Here is a 16,120-nt window from a genome sequence, read left to right on the forward strand (position 1 = left end):
AGCCTGGAAATCATTCACGTAACAATCAATACGTTTTGATAATAAAAATATTACTAATCATAAGGATAGCATTAATTTTTGCAATCTGGCACGCGTGTTGCATAATAGTAACCAGTGGCTCATTCACCTTCTTATGTCAGCCCCTTCGGGACGTGCTACATAAACTTCGAATGACGCACAAAAAGGTGCCTGCCGTCCAACTACTGATTATTGCAATGCTTTATCAGGCCAGGGCGAAACGTCGAGTTAGGCACCGCCTTATTCCATGACAAAGCCGGGTTTTTACCCGGCTTTGTTGTATCTGAAGGGCAGACTCAGTTACGCTCTCCTCAAACCCGGATGAAGAGAGTAATGTGTTGAAACGCTGGCCCGCTTTCCCTCGCTCCCTGCGACAGCTCGTTATGATGGCCTTCCTGCTGATCCTGCTACCTTTGCTGGTTCTGGCCTGGCAGGCCTGGCAAAGCCTGAACGCGTTAAGTGCACAGGCGGCCCTGACTAACCGCACCACGCTTATTGATGCTCGCCGTAGCGAGGCGATGACCAACGCCGCGCTTGAGATGGAGCGTAGCTATCGCCAGTACTGCGTGCTGGACGATCGCACGCTGGAGAGGGTCTATCAGAACCAGCGTAAACGCTACAGCGAAATGCTGGACGCCCACGCCGGGGTGCTGCCAGATGACAAACTCTATCAGGCGCTGCGTCAGGATCTGAACGATCTGGCGCAGCTCCAGTGCAAAAACAGCGGTCCTGATGCCGCCGCCGCCGCCCGACTTGAAGCCTTCGCGAACGCCAATACGGAGATGGTTCAGTCCACCCGTACGGTTATCTTTTCCCGTGGTCAGCAGCTCCAGCAGGAGATTGCCGAGCGCGGCCAGTTCTTCGGCTGGCAGGCGCTGGTGCTGTTCCTCGTCAGCCTGGGGCTGGTGCTGCTCTTTACCCGCATGATCATCGGCCCCGTGAAGGGGATCCAGCGGATGATTAACCGCCTGGGGGAGGGTAAATCTCTCGGGGATACGGTCGTTTTTAAAGGCCCGCGCGAGCTGCGCTCGGTCGGTCAACGCATCATCTGGCTTTCAGAGCGCCTGGCGTGGCTGGAATCGCAGCGCCACCAGTTCCTGCGCCATATCTCACACGAACTCAAAACGCCGCTGGCCAGCATGCGTGAAGGTACGGAACTGCTGGCCGACGAAGTGGCGGGGCCGTTAACCCCTGAGCAAAAAGAGATCGTGGCGATTCTGGATGCCAGCAGCCGCAATTTACAAAAGCTTATTGAACAACTGCTGGACTATAACCGCAAGCTGGCGGATGGTGCTGTGGTGCTTGAAAGCGTTGAGATTGAACCGCTGGTGGACATGGTGATCTCCGCCCATAGCCTGCCAGCAAGAGCTAAAATGATGCATACCCAGGTGGAACTCAACGCGCCAGCCTGTCTTGCAGAACCGATGCTGTTAATGAGCGTACTGGATAATCTTTATTCCAATGCGGTGCACTATGGTACTGAATCCGGTACCATTTATATCAGAAGCAATAACAACGGTTCGCGGGTATTTATTGACGTAGCGAATACCGGAAGCCCGATTCCGGATGATGAAAAAACGATGATCTTTGAACCCTTCTTCCAGGGGAGTCATCAGCGAAAAGGTGCGGTAAAAGGAAGTGGTCTGGGGCTGAGTATTGCCCGCGACTGCATACGACGCATGCAGGGTGAGCTTAACATCGTGAGTGATGAACGCGCCGATGTCTGTTTTCGTATCGAACTGCCGCTTGAGCCGGAAAAATCAATGAAATGAATAACAACCTGGTGAGTATGTCACACGTCTTTTACCGCGCATTGCGCGCGGTGTTTTCCAGCAAAAATGTGCGCCTCAGCCTGCCCTGCTTACTGCTGGCAGGCTGTGTAACCCATGCACCGAAAAGTGCAATTAGCCACAAACAGGAAGATAGATGGCCGCAAAAACAGCTGGCTGATTTCCTTTCGACACGTTGCGATGATATCTGGAGCCTGTCGGGGCGTGATGTTGAATCCAACCCTCTTTTCTGGCTGCGCGGAATAGACTGCGCCCAGCGGCTGGCGCCCGCTGAGGCCCGTGCCCAGGCGGCGATGCTGGTGGACGATACCTGGCAGGACGCATTTAAACGCGGGATCGTGATGGCGGATGCCAGAATCACGCCTGTCGAACGCCGCGCCAACGTGACGCGGCTGGATACTTACGTGATCAATATTCCCCCGCAGGTGCGCCCGGTCTATCAGCTCTGGCGGGACGGACAAACCCTGCAATTACAGCTGTCTGAAGAGCGTTTCCGCTACAGCAAATTGCAGCAGTCAAGCGACAGCGAGCTTGATGCGCTTCGCCAGCAGCAGGAGTCGCTGCGCGAGCAGCTGGAAACCACCACCCGCAAGCTCGAAAATCTGACCGATATCGAAAGACAGCTCTCGACGCGTAAGCCGGCAGGCAGCTATCTGCCCGATGGGTCGAAAGGCAACTCTGCCACGACGCCAGACAGTGAGACGCCGAAACAAGAGGATGTGAAGCCATGACAAGCCGTAAACCTGCCCATCTGTTACTGGTGGATGACGATCCCGGGCTGTTAAAGCTGCTGGGGATGCGTCTGGTCAGCGAAGGCTACAGCGTGGTCACCGCTGAAAGTGGGCAGGAGGGGCTGAAAGTGCTCAGCCGTGAGAAAATCGATCTGGTGATCAGCGATTTGCGCATGGATGAAATGGATGGCCTGCAACTGTTCACGGAGATCCAGAAGCAGCAGCCCGGGATGCCGGTGATTATCCTCACCGCTCACGGATCTATTCCTGATGCGGTGGCCGCGACGCAGCAGGGGGTATTCAGCTTCCTCACCAAACCGGTGGATAAAGACGCCCTCTATAAAGCGATCGACAGCGCCCTTGAGCACGCAGCGCCATCCGGCGACGACGCCTGGCGTGAATCCATCGTGACGCGTAGCCCTGTGATGCTGCGCCTGCTGGAACAGGCGCGGATGGTGGCGCAATCCGACGTTAGCGTGCTGATCAACGGCCAGAGCGGGACCGGGAAAGAGATCCTCGCCCAGGCGATCCACAACGCCAGCCCGCGCAGTAAAAATGCTTTTATTGCCATTAACTGTGGCGCGTTGCCGGAACAGCTGCTCGAATCAGAGCTCTTCGGCCATGCCCGCGGCGCCTTTACCGGCGCGGTGAGCAGCCGTGAAGGGCTGTTCCAGGCGGCTGAGGGGGGCACGCTGTTCCTTGATGAAATTGGCGATATGCCCGCGCCGCTGCAGGTCAAATTGCTGCGCGTGTTGCAGGAGCGGAAAGTGCGTCCGCTCGGCAGCAACCGCGATATCGATATCAACGTGCGTATTATTTCCGCCACCCACCGTGATTTACCCAAGGTGATGGCGCGCAACGAGTTCCGCGAAGATCTCTACTATCGACTGAATGTCGTCAACCTGAAAATCCCGGCGCTGGCCGAGCGTGCGGAAGATATCCCGCTGCTGGCAAATCACCTTTTGCGCCAGGCCGCTGACCGCCACAAACCATTTGTGCGCGCGTTCTCCACCGATGCGATGAAACGCCTGATGACCGCAAGCTGGCCGGGTAACGTACGCCAGCTGGTGAACGTGATTGAGCAGTGCGTGGCGTTGACGTCATCGCCGGTGATCAGCGATGCGCTGGTGGAGCAGGCGCTCGAGGGGGAAAACACGGCCTTACCGACGTTTGCGGAAGCGCGAAATCAGTTCGAGCTGAACTATCTGCGCAAGCTGCTGCAAATCACCAAAGGCAACGTGACCCACGCGGCGCGCATGGCCGGGCGTAACCGTACCGAGTTCTATAAATTGCTCTCACGCCACGAGCTGGAAGCGAACGATTTTAAAGAGTAATACCGCAAAATTCGCCTGAATATGATACTGTGAGCAACCGATTACGAGGCTGCTTACTGGCAAGAGTTTAAGGACCCACCATGAAAAAAATTGATGCGATTATTAAACCTTTCAAACTGGATGATGTACGTGAAGCGCTGGCAGAAGTAGGCATCACCGGGATGACCGTAACTGAAGTGAAAGGTTTTGGTCGTCAGAAGGGCCACACCGAGCTATACCGTGGCGCAGAGTACATGGTGGACTTTCTGCCGAAAGTGAAAATCGAGATCGTGGTGAGCGATGATATCGTCGATACCTGTGTGGATACCATCATCCGCACGGCGCAGACCGGTAAAATTGGCGACGGGAAAATCTTCGTCTTTGACGTGGCGCGCGTGATCCGTATCCGTACCGGCGAAGAAGACGACGCGGCGATTTAACATTCTTGCCGGGTGGCGCTGCGCTTACCCGGCCTACAGAACCCTTCGCAGGTCCGTGCAAGCGCAGCGCCGCCGGGCGATTACAGCACTTTATGCGGGCCGAAACATTCGTAATGAATGTTGTCTTTGTTCACGCCCAGGTCTACCAGCTGCTTCGCGGCATACTGCATAAACGCTACCGGCCCACACACGTAGAACTGCATCCCCGGTGCGCTAAACGCCCCTTCGTGCTGCCCTAAATTCATCAGGCCTTCGCTGTCAAAACGTGCCGCTGCGCGGTCAGCTTCCGTGGGTAAACGATACCAGGTATGCGCGGTAAAGTGTGGCAGACCCGCTCCGAGCGCTTTCACTTCATCTGCAAAGGCGTGCACATCACCGTTTTCGGCCGCGTGGAACCAGTTAACCTGCGCGCTGTGGTTTGATTTTGCCAGCGTATCCAGCATCGCCAGCATTGGCGTTTGACCAACACCTGCGGAAATCAGCGTCACCGGGGTACCCGATTCCACCGCCATAAAGAAATCACCCGCTGGCGCGGCCAGATGAACGATATCACCCACGCTGGCGACGTTATGCAGCCAGCTGGATACCTGACCGCCTTCCTCACGTTTAACCGCAATGCGATAGCCTTTGCCGTCTGGCTTGCGGGTCAGGGAGTACTGGCGAATCTCCTGGTGCGGGAAGCCTTCAGGCTTCAGCCAGACGCCCAGATACTGCCCCGGCTGGTAATCGGCAACTGGCTGGCCGTCCACCGGCTCAAACTCAAAGCTGGTGATCAGTGCGCTGCGCGGGGTTTTCTCAACAATGCTGAAAGCACGCGTGCCTTCCCAGCCGCCATTCTTGCTGGCGTTTTCGCTGTAGATCTGCGCTTCACGGTTGATGAACACGTTTGCCAGCACGCCGTATGCCTTACCCCAGGCATCCAGCACTTCCTGGCCCGGGCTGAACATTTCGTCCAGGGTTGCCAGCAGGTGACTGCCCACGATGTTGTACTGCTCAGGTTTGATCTGGAAGCTGGTGTGCTTCTGCGCGATTTTTTCCACCGCAGGCAGCAGAGCCGGCAGGTTTTCGATGTTGCTGGCATAGGCGGCAATAGCGTTAAACAGTGCTTCGCGCTGATCGCCGTTACGCTGGTTGCTCATGTTGAAAATCTCTTTGAGCTCCGGGTTATGCGCGAACATGCGATCGTAGAAATGAGCGGTCAGTTTAGGACCCGTTTCAACCAGCAGGGGGATTGTGGCTTTCACGGTAGCGATGGTTTGGGCGTCGAGCATAGCAGCTTCCTTCTGATGTTACTTTAATGATGTATTTTATATGCATCTTATAAAAATACCCCTGCAATGTAAATGGTTCTTTGCATCGTGAAAAATATGCATCACAAAGCTGAAAAGAAATCCGTTGAGAATGGCGAGAGCTTTATTGCTCAAACCCTTGCGTGGTGTGGAGGTAAACGTTTGCGTAAAATCGTTTGTCAAGACCTGTTATCGCAGAACTATTCAGTTATACTGTTGCCCGTCGTCCAACAGGACTGCCTTTTCAGGCCAAAAATTTACTTGTTAGCTGAGTCAGGAGATGCGGATGTTAAAGCGTGAAATGAACATTGCCGATTATGATGCCGAACTGTGGCAGGCTATGGAGCAGGAAAAAGTACGTCAGGAAGAGCACATCGAACTGATCGCCTCCGAAAACTACACCAGCCCGCGCGTGATGCAGGCGCAGGGTTCTCAGCTGACCAACAAATATGCTGAAGGTTATCCGGGCAAGCGCTACTACGGCGGTTGCGAATACGTTGATATCGTTGAGCAGCTGGCGATTGACCGTGCGAAAGAACTCTTTGGCGCTGACTACGCGAACGTCCAGCCGCACTCTGGCTCTCAGGCTAACTTCGCTGTTTACACCGCGCTATTGCAGCCGGGCGATACCGTTCTGGGTATGAACCTGGCGCAGGGCGGCCACCTGACTCACGGCTCTCCGGTTAACTTCTCTGGCAAACTGTACAACATCATCCCTTACGGTATTGATGAGTCCGGTAAAATTGACTACGAAGACATGGCGAAGCAGGCCAAAGAGCACAAGCCGAAGATGATCATCGGTGGCTTCTCTGCTTACTCCGGCATCGTTGACTGGGCAAAAATGCGTGAAATCGCTGACAGCATCGGCGCGTACCTGTTCGTCGACATGGCGCACGTTGCCGGTCTGATTGCCGCTGGCGTTTACCCGAACCCGGTTCCACATGCGCACGTTGTGACCACCACCACCCACAAAACCCTGGCGGGTCCACGCGGTGGCCTGATCCTGGCGAAAGGCGGTGACGAAGAGCTGTACAAAAAGCTGAACTCCGCCGTGTTCCCAAGCGCCCAGGGCGGCCCGCTGATGCACGTTATCGCCGCGAAAGCCGTCGCGCTGAAAGAAGCGATGGAGCCAGAGTTCAAGGTTTATCAGCAGCAGGTTGCTAAGAACGCCAAAGCGATGGTGGAAGTGTTCCTGAACCGCGGTTACAAAGTGGTGTCCGGTGGGACTGAAAACCACCTGTTCCTGCTGGATTTGGTCGATAAGAACCTGACCGGTAAAGAAGCTGACGCAGCCCTCGGCCGCGCCAACATCACCGTGAACAAAAACAGCGTGCCAAACGATCCGAAGAGCCCGTTCGTGACTTCCGGTATCCGTATCGGTTCTCCGGCCGTAACTCGCCGTGGCTTTAAAGAAGCGGAAGTGAAAGAACTGGCGGGCTGGATGTGTGACGTTCTGGACAACATCAATGACGACGCGGTTATCGAGCGAGTTAAAGGTAAAGTTCTGGACATCTGCGCACGCTTCCCGGTGTACGCATAATTCTCTGCGTTTCAGAATTGAAAAAGGCCGCTCATGCGGCCTTTTTTTATGGGCTAACGTCGGTCGAGGGAGATGGCCCCCGGCCCGGTTATCGCCAGCAAAATAAAGGCGCCAGCGATACTCACATTTTTATAGAAGTTAATCATATTTGGCAGGACCGCATCGCCCGTCATTTCCCAGTAGTGGTGTCCAATCACCGCCGTTCCCAGCGTATAGAAGACAAAGATCACCGCGAGGGGGCGGGTAAAAAAGCCCAGAACGATCAGAATCGCGGCGGGGATTTCCATTACCACCGCAATAATCGCGGCCAGCATGGGCATGGGGGCGCCGAGCGACGTCATGTACTGAACGGTGCCGCTAAACCCCGTCAGCTTGGGATAACCGAAAATAATAAACAGGACTACGATAGCAATGCGGGCAATTAAAAGCAGGAGAGAACGAGAGGATCCGAAATCGAAATAACGTAAGCTGTTCATGGCAAACGACCTCTTCAGGCGATGTCTTATAAACGTAATACAGTTTTACCGCTCTCGCCATACGCTGTACGGCTGGTGATGATGTTAATTTTTAGTTAATTTATAGCGCGCTAACGACTTGCTAAAGTCAGGGATTAACGCCAGACTATCGCCTCCATTTCGGGAGGGATTCATGGTCTTGCATTCCACGCGCTGGCTGGCGCTCAGCTATTTCACCTATTTCTTTAGTTACGGTATTTTTTTGCCTTTCTGGAGCGTCTGGCTCAAGGGAATTGGTCTGACGCCTGAGACCATCGGCATCCTGCTGGGCGCGGGGCTGGTGGCACGCTTCCTGGGTAGTCTGCTGATTGCGCCCCGCGTCAGCGATCCCTCCTTACTGATTAAAGCGGTGCGAATTCTGGCCCTGCTGACGCTGGTCTTTGCGGCCTGCTTCTGGGTCAGCCATCAGTTTGCCTGGCTGATGGTGGTAATGGTTGGCTTTAACCTGTTCTTCTCCCCGCTGGTACCGCTGACGGATGCCCTGGCGAACACCTGGCAAAAGCAGATCACCATGGACTATGGCCGCGTGCGCCTGTGGGGATCGATTGCCTTCGTGATTGGCTCTGCGCTGGTCGGGAAACTGGTCAGCCTCTATGACTATCGCGCTATTCTGGCCCTGTTAACGCTCGGCATCGCCTCGATGCTGCTCGGTATGTTGCTGCGTCCGTCGGTGATGCCGCAGGGCGAAAGCCGCCATCAGGAGAGCGCTGGCTGGCCCGCCTGGCGCTCGCTGGTGGCGCAAAGCTGGCGTTTCCTGGCCTGCGTCTGTCTGCTTCAGGGGGCGCATGCGGCCTATTACGGCTTCAGCGCCATCTACTGGCAGGGGGCGGGCTACTCGGCTTCTGCGGTAGGCTACCTGTGGTCGCTCGGCGTGGTAGCGGAGGTCATTATCTTCGCGCTGAGCCAAAAACTGTTCCGTCGTTTCGGGGCGCGTGACCTGCTGCTGCTTTCCGCCGTTTGCGGCGTAGCGCGCTGGGGCATCATGGGCTGGACGACGGATCTGCCGTGGCTGATTGTGGCGCAAATTCTGCACTGCGGAACCTTCACCGTCTGCCATTTGGCGGCGATGCGCTATATCGCGGCGCGAGAGGGTGGGGACGTTATTCGTCTTCAGGCAGTCTATTCAGCGGTGGCGATGGGCGGCAGTATTGCGGTGATGACCGTATTTGCCGGTTTCCTCTATCAGCACCTGGGCCACGGTGTGTTCTGGGTGATGGCGCTGGTCGCTTTACCGGCCATTGTCATCCGCCCTAAAGTCGCTGCTCGCACGTAACTAGGATTCGAGCATAACGCGAATATGTTCCTGCTGCTGCGTGTTCAGGGTCTCAACGGCATGAATGAGCGGCGGCGAGAACAGCGGCAGGGCGGTTGGATAAGGCGTAATAACCAGCGCCGCCTCGCGGGGGGCGCCCTCCTTCTTAAACGCTTCCAGGCTAAGATAACGAATATTGAGCGGCAGCAGCGTCAGCTCGCGAAGCTGCTGCTCAATTAACTCCTCGCAGGCTTTATCTTCCCCCGTTAACAGGACCACCTGTTTTTCATGAAGATCGGTTTCCTGCATCAGCCAGGCACCAAAAATCACCGCCACCAGAGCCATCTCTTCACCGGAGAATCGCAGGCCAAATTCGGCTTCCAGCTCAAACAGCGCCTCTTTAGTGGTGCGCAGCAGCCGGGGGTATAGACGGTGGATCTCTTCCGGCAGACTGTTGTCGATGCCGATGTCAAATAAGGAGCGGTCCAGCGCCTGAGCCAGATGAATATACAGCTGATCGGTCAGCCCTTGCTCATCGCTGAAGTTCATCCCGGTTTGCGCCCGGAAACGGGCAATCATACGCACGATGGCCCGACGCAGGCGCTGATCCTGCTGGTGTTTATCCAGTACCGGGTCGGGTGTGCGGAGCATCATAAACAGCAGCGCCAGGAACAGCTGTTCATCACTGTGCGTTCCCTGCGGGACGCGCCGTTTCCAGTGACGGACAATTTCCTGCGCCGTAAAGTATTCCCCTCTCGATTGCGTCCAGCTGCGCTGAACGGTTGAAAACTCCGGCGTATTGCCCAGATGATGCTGAATAAGACAATATTGCAGATAAAGCTGTAAAAACTGTACGTCGCGGGACTCAAACTGGCGCTGAAGCTTGCGCGCGCAAAAGTTGATAAGCGCCCGAAGGTTCGCATCGTCATAAAGCGGGCGGGCAATGCCGTGCTGTTTGAGCGCGGTTTTTAAGGCAGGGGTAAACTGTTGGGCGACAAAATGTGGACACAGCCGAAGCGCCCTGCGCAGCCAGTGCAGCAGGCACAAACGCTGATTCAGGGCGGAGCCCTCAATACGGTAGCAACCGTCATGGTGCGTGACGATATCAAGCCGATGATAGCGCTGGATTTCATCGCGCGTCTCGGCTATATCTTGCCGTGCCAGGACGTCGTCCACGCCGTTGGCAGCGATTATGCTCTGTGCGGTGACGGCAGCATCGGGCAGGTAAAGCATCAAAAGCACCTGGCAACGGCGCTGCGAACTGGAAAGCACAGATGGAATTTCAAGCGTCGTCATCATCTGTCGGGTATCCAGTGTGAATGTTTGATAAGAATAGCTAAAGGATGGGCGCTGAAAAGCGCGCCGGCAGGCCTTTCATTCAGGATTGCTGGCGAACATCACAGAATTTTTGACGTGAGGAATTGATGCAAACAGTTAAACAAAGCGTGACAGCGTTATTTTTGGCGGTTATCACCTCCGCCGCCAGCGCACATCCTCACAGCTTTATCAGCCTGAAAACCGAACTGGTAACGGACGGCACACAGCTTAGCGGCCTGAAGATGCGCTGGACGATGGATGAAATCACCTCCGCCGACCTGCTGTACGATGCCGGAAACGCAAAGCCCGGCGACGAGATCTGGAAAAAGCTGGCGGCGGAAGTCATGGCCAACGTGCTGGGTCAGCACTACTTCACCGAGTTCTGGCACAACGGACAAAAGGTGAAATTTCTTAACCGTCCCACGGAGTACGGTATGACCCGCGACGGCCATCAGGCGGTGCTGACGTTTATCCTTCCGCTGGCGCACCCTCAGCCGCTGGCCGGGCAGAAGTACAGGTTTTCTACGTTTGACCCAACCTACTATGTCGATATGCATTACACCCAGGACAGCGACGTACAGTTGCCAGAAATATTGCAAAAAAGCTGCAAAATTGCCGTGCACACGCCGACGCCCAGTGAAGAGACGCTGAACTTTGCCGTTTCCCTTGATAAAGAAGATGCGCCTCCAGAAGACATGGAATTAGGAAAACAGTTTGCGCAGGAGGTGACGTTGCAATGTCAGTGATCTCCTCCCCCGTCAGTAAGCCGCGTCGCTGGCTGCACCTCTGGCCTCTGGCGCTCTTTTTGCTGTTAGCGTCTGGCGGCGCGCTCTGGCTGTGGCAGGCATGGCCGCAGGTGATGATGAAAAGTATCCTCTGGCAGCGGGAAGTTAATCAGCAGATGAGCGGGCTGCTGAAAGCCGTGGCGGAAAATCCGTCCAAAGCGGGCGGCTCTCTTCTGGCGTTCAGCTTTATCTATGGCGTGCTGCATGCCCTGGGGCCGGGGCACGGCAAAATCGTCATCACGACCTGGCTTGCCACCCATCCGTCGAAGCTGAAATCGAGTATCGGCCTGACGCTGGCTTCCTCGTTACTTCAGGGCGGTGTGGCAATTGCGCTGGTCGTGGTCGTCCTTTCGCTGCTACAGCTCCCGGCCCGCCAGCTGCATATGAGCAGCTTCTGGCTGGAGAAGGGAAGTTACGCGCTGGTAGGCTTACTGGGGCTGATTCTCTGCTGGCGGGCGCTGAAAAAATTGCGCGCGTTGCTGCAAAAACCAAAATTCAAAATCTTTACGCCGCATCACGTTCACCATAAAAACTGCGGGTGCGGGCATCAGCATCTCCCGACGCAGGAACAATTACAGAATGGTGACGACTGGCGTGCGCGCCTGATGATTGTTCTCTCAATGGGGATGCGTCCATGCTCGGGCGCAATCATGGTGCTGTTGTTCAGCAAAGTGATAGGTGTATTTGGCTGGGGCATGATCTCGGCGCTGGCGATGGCGGCGGGAACATCTCTGACTATCTCTTCGTTAGCCTTGCTGGTGCACAGCTTCCGTCAGCTGGCGGTAAAACTCAGCGGCAATAAAACGCCGGTATTGTGGCGACAGGTTGGCTGGACGACGCTTGCGCTGGCGGGCGGGGTGATTCTGCTGGTGGCTGCGGTCACGATGTGGATGAGCGCGGTGCCGGTGGGAAGGGGGTTGCGGCCTTTTTAGCCATACCTGAGGGGTTTGTAGGCCCGGTAAGCGTAGCGCCACCGGGCTTAACAGACTGGATTAACGCTTCAGCGCATCGCTCAGTTCTTCACGCATGTTTGCCAGCATGGCTTTAACAACGCGCGGGTTACCTGCAACGATGTTGCCGGTAGACATATAGTTATGGCCGCCGGTGAAGTCACAAACAATCGCGCCAGCTTCACGTGCGATCAGCTCGCCCGCCGCGAAGTCCCACGGCTTCAGTGACAGCTCAAAGTAACCGTCAACGCGGCCGGTCGCCACGTAGGCCAGATCCAGTGCAGCAGAGCCGGTGCGACGGAAGTCCGCGCATTCGGTGAACAGTTTGCCGAGGATATTCATATAAGTGGTTGCGTGCTGCTTCGCCTTGAACGGGAAGCCGGTCGCCAGAATCGTGCCGTCCAGATCGCGTGCATTGCTGCAGCGCAGACGGTAGCCGTTCAGCTGCGCGCCCTGACCGCGGGTCGCGGTGAACAGTTCGTTACGCATTGGATCGTAAACAACGGCGACTTCAGTACGGCCTTTGATGCGTACTGCGATAGACACAGAGAAGTGTGGCAGGCGCTTAACGAAGTTGGTGGTGCCATCCAGTGGATCGATAACCCATTGAACATCCTGATCGGTACCTTCATGTTCACCGCTTTCTTCGGTGATGATGGTGTGCTGCGGGTAAGATTTGCGGATCGTTTCGATAATAATCGCTTCGGCGGCTTTATCGACGTTAGTCACGAAATCATTGCTGCCTTTCTGGCTGGTTTCTACGGAGTCTGGGGTTTCGTAGTGTTTGGCAATTACATTACCCGCCTTGCGCGCTGCGCGCACGGCGATGGTCAGCATCGGATGCATCGGTCTCTCTCACTGGATGTTAAAGAACAGGAAAATCGGCGCAGAGTATAGCAGCGGGATCGGATTATGTCTCTCGTTTATGATAATATGCCCGAATATTCTTCAGACACTGAATCCAGACATCTAAAAATTATGCTGCAAAACATTCGAATCGTGCTGGTCGAAACATCGCACACCGGCAACATGGGCTCTGTGGCCCGCGCTATGAAAACCATGGGCTTAACGAACCTGTGGCTGGTTAATCCGCTGGTGAAACCAGACTCTCAGGCTATTGCGCTGGCGGCCGGCGCCAGCGACGTGATCGGGAATGCACAGATTGTGGACACCCTGGACGAAGCCCTGGCCGGTTGCAGTCTGGTGGTGGGGACCAGCGCGCGCTCCCGTACGCTGCCGTGGCCGATGCTGGACCCGCGCGAATGCGGCCTGAAAAGCGTCTCAGAAGCGGAGCAGGCACCGGTTGCGCTGGTGTTTGGTCGTGAACGCGTTGGCCTGACCAACGAGGAACTACAGAAGTGTCACTACCACGTGGCGATTGCCGCCAACCCGGAATACAGCTCGCTTAACCTGGCGATGGCGGTGCAGGTAATCGCCTACGAAGTGCGCATGGCATGGCTGGCGACGCAGGAGAAACAGGTCGAACCTAAAGAAGAGACGGCCTACCCGCTGGTGGACGATCTTGAGCGCTTCTACGGCCACCTGGAGCAGACGCTGCTCTCTACTGGCTTTATCCGCGAAGGTCACCCGGGACAGGTGATGAACAAGCTGCGCCGTATGTTCACCCGCGCGCGTCCGGAAAGCCAGGAGCTGAACATCCTGCGCGGGATCCTGGCGTCTATTGAGCAGAAGAATAAAGAGTAGTGCAGTGTGTTCGCCGGGTGGCGCTGCGCTTACCCGGCCTACAAAGCCCGTAGGCCCGTGCAAGCGCAGCGCCGCCGGGCAAAAAATACGGCACAGAAGGTTAAATACCTGACTAAAACAGTCAAGTAAATAGTTGACCAATTTAGTCAGGAATGTCAGACTTGGCCCTGCTATGCAATACCCCCATTTTACAATAAAAAACCCCGGGCAGGGGCGAGTTTGAGGTTAAGTAAGACATGAGACTGACATCTAAAGGGCGTTATGCCGTGACCGCGATGCTGGACGTTGCGCTCAACTCCGAAGCGGGCCCGGTTCCGTTGGCTGATATTTCTGAACGACAGGGGATCTCCCTCTCTTATCTGGAACAGCTGTTCTCCAGACTGCGTAAAAATGGACTGGTGTCCAGCGTTCGTGGCCCGGGCGGCGGTTATCTGCTGGGTAAAGACGCGGGCAGTATTGCGGTTGGCGAAGTGATTAGCGCAGTTGACGAATCCGTTGACGCGACCCGTTGCCAGGGCAAAGGCGGCTGCCAGGGCGGCGATAAATGCCTGACCCACGCGCTGTGGCGCGATCTGAGCGACCGTCTGACCGGCTTCCTGAATAACATCACCCTGGGTGAGCTGGTTAATAACCAGGAAGTTCTGGATGTTTCTGGTCGTCAGCACAGTCAGGATTCACAACGCAGCACCCGCACGCAGGACGCCATCGACGTTAAACTGCGCGCGTAATTAAAAAGATAAGTATTCAGAATCAGGCCGGGGTGGTCACACCCCGCGTACTCGGTCGTACATCCAGCCGGTTGCCTGATTCCTTGCATTGAAGCGATGTACGGAGTTTATAGAGCAATGAAATTACCGATTTATCTCGACTACTCCGCAACCACGCCGGTGGACCCGCGTGTTGCCGAGAAAATGATGCAGTGTCTGACCCTGGACGGAAACTTTGGTAACCCAGCTTCCCGTTCACACCGTTTTGGCTGGCATGCTGAAGAGGCGGTTGATATCGCCCGTAATCAGATTGCTGACCTGGTCGGTGCCGACCCGCGTGAAATTGTTTTCACCTCCGGTGCGACCGAATCCGACAACCTGGCGATCAAAGGTGCAGCCAACTTTTATCAGAAAAAAGGCAAGCACATCATCACCAGCAAAACCGAACACAAAGCCGTGCTGGACACCTGCCGTCAGCTGGAGCGTGAAGGGTTCGAAGTGACTTACCTGGCGCCGCAGAGCAACGGGATCATCGACCTGAAAGAGCTCGAAGCGGCGATGCGTGATGACACCATTCTGGTTTCCATCATGCACGTTAACAACGAAATCGGTGTTGTGCAGGACATCGCCACCATCGGCGAAATGTGCCGTGCGCGCGGCATCATCTACCACGTGGATGCGACCCAGAGCGTGGGCAAACTGCCTATCGACCTGAGCCAGCTGAAAGTGGACCTGATGTCCTTCTCCGGTCACAAAATCTATGGCCCTAAAGGCATCGGCGCGCTGTACGTTCGTCGCAAGCCACGTATCCGCATCGAAGCACAGATGCACGGCGGCGGTCACGAGCGCGGCATGCGTTCCGGTACTTTGCCTGTTCACCAGATTGTGGGCATGGGCGAAGCGTATCGCATCGCGAAAGAAGAGATGGAAAGCGAGATGGCACGCCTGCGTACGCTGCGTAACCGTCTGTGGGACGGCGTCAAGGATATGGAAGAAGTCTATCTGAACGGCGATCTCGAGCAGGGCGCGCCGAACATCCTCAACGTCAGCTTCAACTATGTTGAAGGCGAGTCGCTGATCATGGCGCTGAAAGACCTGGCCGTTTCTTCCGGTTCTGCCTGTACGTCTGCAAGCCTGGAGCCATCCTACGTGCTGCGTGCGCTGGGCATGACTGACGAGCTGGCACACAGCTCTATCCGTTTCTCTTTAGGTCGTTTCACTACCGAAGAAGAGATTGACTACACCATCAAACTGGTTCGTAACTCCATCGGCCGTCTGCGCGACCTTTCTCCACTGTGGGAAATGTTCAAGCAGGGCGTGGATCTGAACAGCATTGAATGGTCACATCACTAATCGGTACATAAGGAGAATTCAATCATGGCATACAGCGAAAAAGTTATCGATCATTACGAGAACCCGCGCAACGTTGGCTCTTTTGACAACAGCGACGAATCTGTCGGTAGCGGTATGGTTGGCGCGCCAGCGTGTGGCGACGTGATGAAGTTGCAGATTAAAGTCAACAATGAAGGTATCATTGAAGACGCGCGCTTCAAGACCTACGGCTGCGGTTCTGCTATCGCCTCCAGCTCCCTGGTCACCGAGTGGGTGAAGGGCAAGTCTCTGGACGAAGCACAGGCAATCAAAAACACGGACATTGCTGAAGAACTCGAACTGCCGCCGGTGAAAATTCACTGTTCAATTCTGGCAGAAGACGCGATCAAAGCCGCCATTGCGGATTACAAAAGCAAACGTGAAGCAAAATAATTGAG

General features: G+C 55.6%; 16 protein-coding genes. 12 read left to right on the top strand and 4 right to left on the bottom strand.

Going from position 1 to position 16,120, the window contains the following annotated elements; genetic code table 11:
- The first annotated feature begins 356 nt into the window (after nt 1–356).
- From qseE to glnB, 4 genes are all read left to right on the top strand, one after another.
- Nucleotides 357–1,790, top strand: a complete 1,434-nt coding sequence (gene qseE, locus ACOT1A_RS02765) for a two component system sensor histidine kinase QseE/GlrK (protein WP_032622390.1) — start codon at nt 357–359, stop codon at nt 1,788–1,790.
- The gene (qseG, locus tag ACOT1A_RS02770) at nt 1,787–2,539 is read left to right on the top strand and encodes a two-component system QseEF-associated lipoprotein QseG (protein WP_232934249.1); all 753 of its coding nucleotides are present in this window, start codon (nt 1,787–1,789) and stop codon (nt 2,537–2,539) included. The genes qseE and qseG overlap by 4 nt, the downstream gene beginning before the upstream one ends.
- The gene (gene glrR, locus ACOT1A_RS02775) at nt 2,536–3,873 is read left to right on the top strand and encodes a two-component system response regulator GlrR (RefSeq protein WP_015572150.1); all 1,338 of its coding nucleotides are present in this window, start codon (nt 2,536–2,538) and stop codon (nt 3,871–3,873) included. Before qseG ends, glrR begins: the two co-directional genes overlap by 4 nt.
- An 80-nt stretch (nt 3,874–3,953) precedes the next feature.
- Nucleotides 3,954–4,292 carry a nitrogen regulatory protein P-II gene (gene glnB, locus ACOT1A_RS02780; RefSeq protein WP_003860685.1) on the top strand — a complete coding sequence of 113 codons (339 nt, stop codon included), beginning with the start codon at nt 3,954–3,956 and terminating at the stop codon, nt 4,290–4,292.
- 80 nt (nt 4,293–4,372) lie between these two features.
- On the opposite strand, the gene hmpA is transcribed toward glnB, so the two are convergent.
- Nucleotides 4,373–5,563: an NO-inducible flavohemoprotein gene (gene hmpA / locus ACOT1A_RS02785; RefSeq protein ID WP_126503536.1), complete on the bottom strand. Its 1,191-nt coding sequence runs from the start codon at nt 5,561–5,563 to the stop codon at nt 4,373–4,375.
- A gap of 304 nt (nt 5,564–5,867) precedes the next feature.
- Here hmpA and glyA point away from each other — a divergent pair, with 304 nt between their 5' ends.
- Nucleotides 5,868–7,121, top strand: a complete 1,254-nt coding sequence (gene glyA, locus ACOT1A_RS02790; protein WP_003860678.1) for a serine hydroxymethyltransferase — start codon at nt 5,868–5,870, stop codon at nt 7,119–7,121.
- A 53-nt stretch (nt 7,122–7,174) separates the two neighbouring features.
- Here glyA and ACOT1A_RS02795 read toward each other — a convergent pair whose 3' ends face one another.
- Complete coding sequence (locus ACOT1A_RS02795) at nt 7,175–7,597, bottom strand: DoxX family protein (RefSeq protein ID WP_022649025.1); 423 nt, start codon at nt 7,595–7,597, stop codon at nt 7,175–7,177.
- A 172-nt stretch (nt 7,598–7,769) separates the two neighbouring features.
- On the opposite strand from ACOT1A_RS02795, the gene ACOT1A_RS02800 reads away from it, so the two are divergent.
- On the top strand, nt 7,770–8,909 hold the full coding sequence (locus ACOT1A_RS02800; RefSeq protein WP_022649024.1) for a 3-phenylpropionate MFS transporter: 1,140 nt from the start codon (nt 7,770–7,772) through the stop codon (nt 8,907–8,909).
- Here ACOT1A_RS02800 and csiE read toward each other — a convergent pair whose 3' ends face one another.
- Nucleotides 8,910–10,187, bottom strand: a complete 1,278-nt coding sequence (gene csiE, locus ACOT1A_RS02805) for a stationary phase inducible protein CsiE (RefSeq protein WP_154051494.1) — start codon at nt 10,185–10,187, stop codon at nt 8,910–8,912.
- Nucleotides 10,188–10,312: 125 nt separating this feature from the next.
- Here csiE and ACOT1A_RS02810 point away from each other — a divergent pair, with 125 nt between their 5' ends.
- Both ACOT1A_RS02810 and ACOT1A_RS02815 read left to right on the top strand, forming a co-directional pair.
- Nucleotides 10,313–10,951 (top strand): DUF1007 family protein, encoded by a 639-nt coding sequence (locus ACOT1A_RS02810; protein WP_126291925.1) that lies wholly within the window; start codon nt 10,313–10,315, stop codon nt 10,949–10,951.
- The gene (locus ACOT1A_RS02815; protein WP_022649021.1) at nt 10,942–11,922 is read left to right on the top strand and encodes a nickel/cobalt transporter; all 981 of its coding nucleotides are present in this window, start codon (nt 10,942–10,944) and stop codon (nt 11,920–11,922) included. The genes ACOT1A_RS02810 and ACOT1A_RS02815 overlap by 10 nt, the downstream gene beginning before the upstream one ends.
- 60 nt (nt 11,923–11,982) lie before the next feature.
- On the opposite strand, the gene suhB is transcribed toward ACOT1A_RS02815, so the two are convergent.
- The gene (gene suhB / locus ACOT1A_RS02820) at nt 11,983–12,786 is read right to left on the bottom strand and encodes an inositol-1-monophosphatase (RefSeq protein ID WP_022649020.1); all 804 of its coding nucleotides are present in this window, start codon (nt 12,784–12,786) and stop codon (nt 11,983–11,985) included.
- A gap of 132 nt (nt 12,787–12,918) precedes the next feature.
- On the opposite strand from suhB, the gene trmJ reads away from it, so the two are divergent.
- The 4 genes from trmJ (at nt 12,919) to iscU (ending at nt 16,115) form a co-directional block, all read left to right on the top strand.
- The gene (gene trmJ, locus ACOT1A_RS02825) at nt 12,919–13,644 is read left to right on the top strand and encodes a tRNA (cytosine(32)/uridine(32)-2'-O)-methyltransferase TrmJ (RefSeq protein ID WP_063450562.1); all 726 of its coding nucleotides are present in this window, start codon (nt 12,919–12,921) and stop codon (nt 13,642–13,644) included.
- Nucleotides 13,645–13,880: 236 nt separating this feature from the next.
- Nucleotides 13,881–14,372 carry a Fe-S cluster assembly transcriptional regulator IscR gene (gene iscR, locus ACOT1A_RS02830; protein ID WP_003860665.1) on the top strand — a complete coding sequence of 164 codons (492 nt, stop codon included), beginning with the start codon at nt 13,881–13,883 and terminating at the stop codon, nt 14,370–14,372.
- A 117-nt stretch (nt 14,373–14,489) separates the two neighbouring features.
- Nucleotides 14,490–15,704, top strand: a complete 1,215-nt coding sequence (gene iscS, locus ACOT1A_RS02835; RefSeq protein ID WP_006176692.1) for a cysteine desulfurase — start codon at nt 14,490–14,492, stop codon at nt 15,702–15,704.
- 24 nt (nt 15,705–15,728) lie between these two features.
- Complete coding sequence (iscU, locus tag ACOT1A_RS02840; protein ID WP_003860661.1) at nt 15,729–16,115, top strand: Fe-S cluster assembly scaffold IscU; 387 nt, start codon at nt 15,729–15,731, stop codon at nt 16,113–16,115.
- Nucleotides 16,116–16,120 lie beyond the last annotated feature (5 nt).

It is taken from the genome of Enterobacter cloacae complex sp. SYL003 (genome assembly GCF_049236925.1).
Lineage (GTDB): Bacteria > Pseudomonadota > Gammaproteobacteria > Enterobacterales > Enterobacteriaceae > Enterobacter > Enterobacter intestinihominis.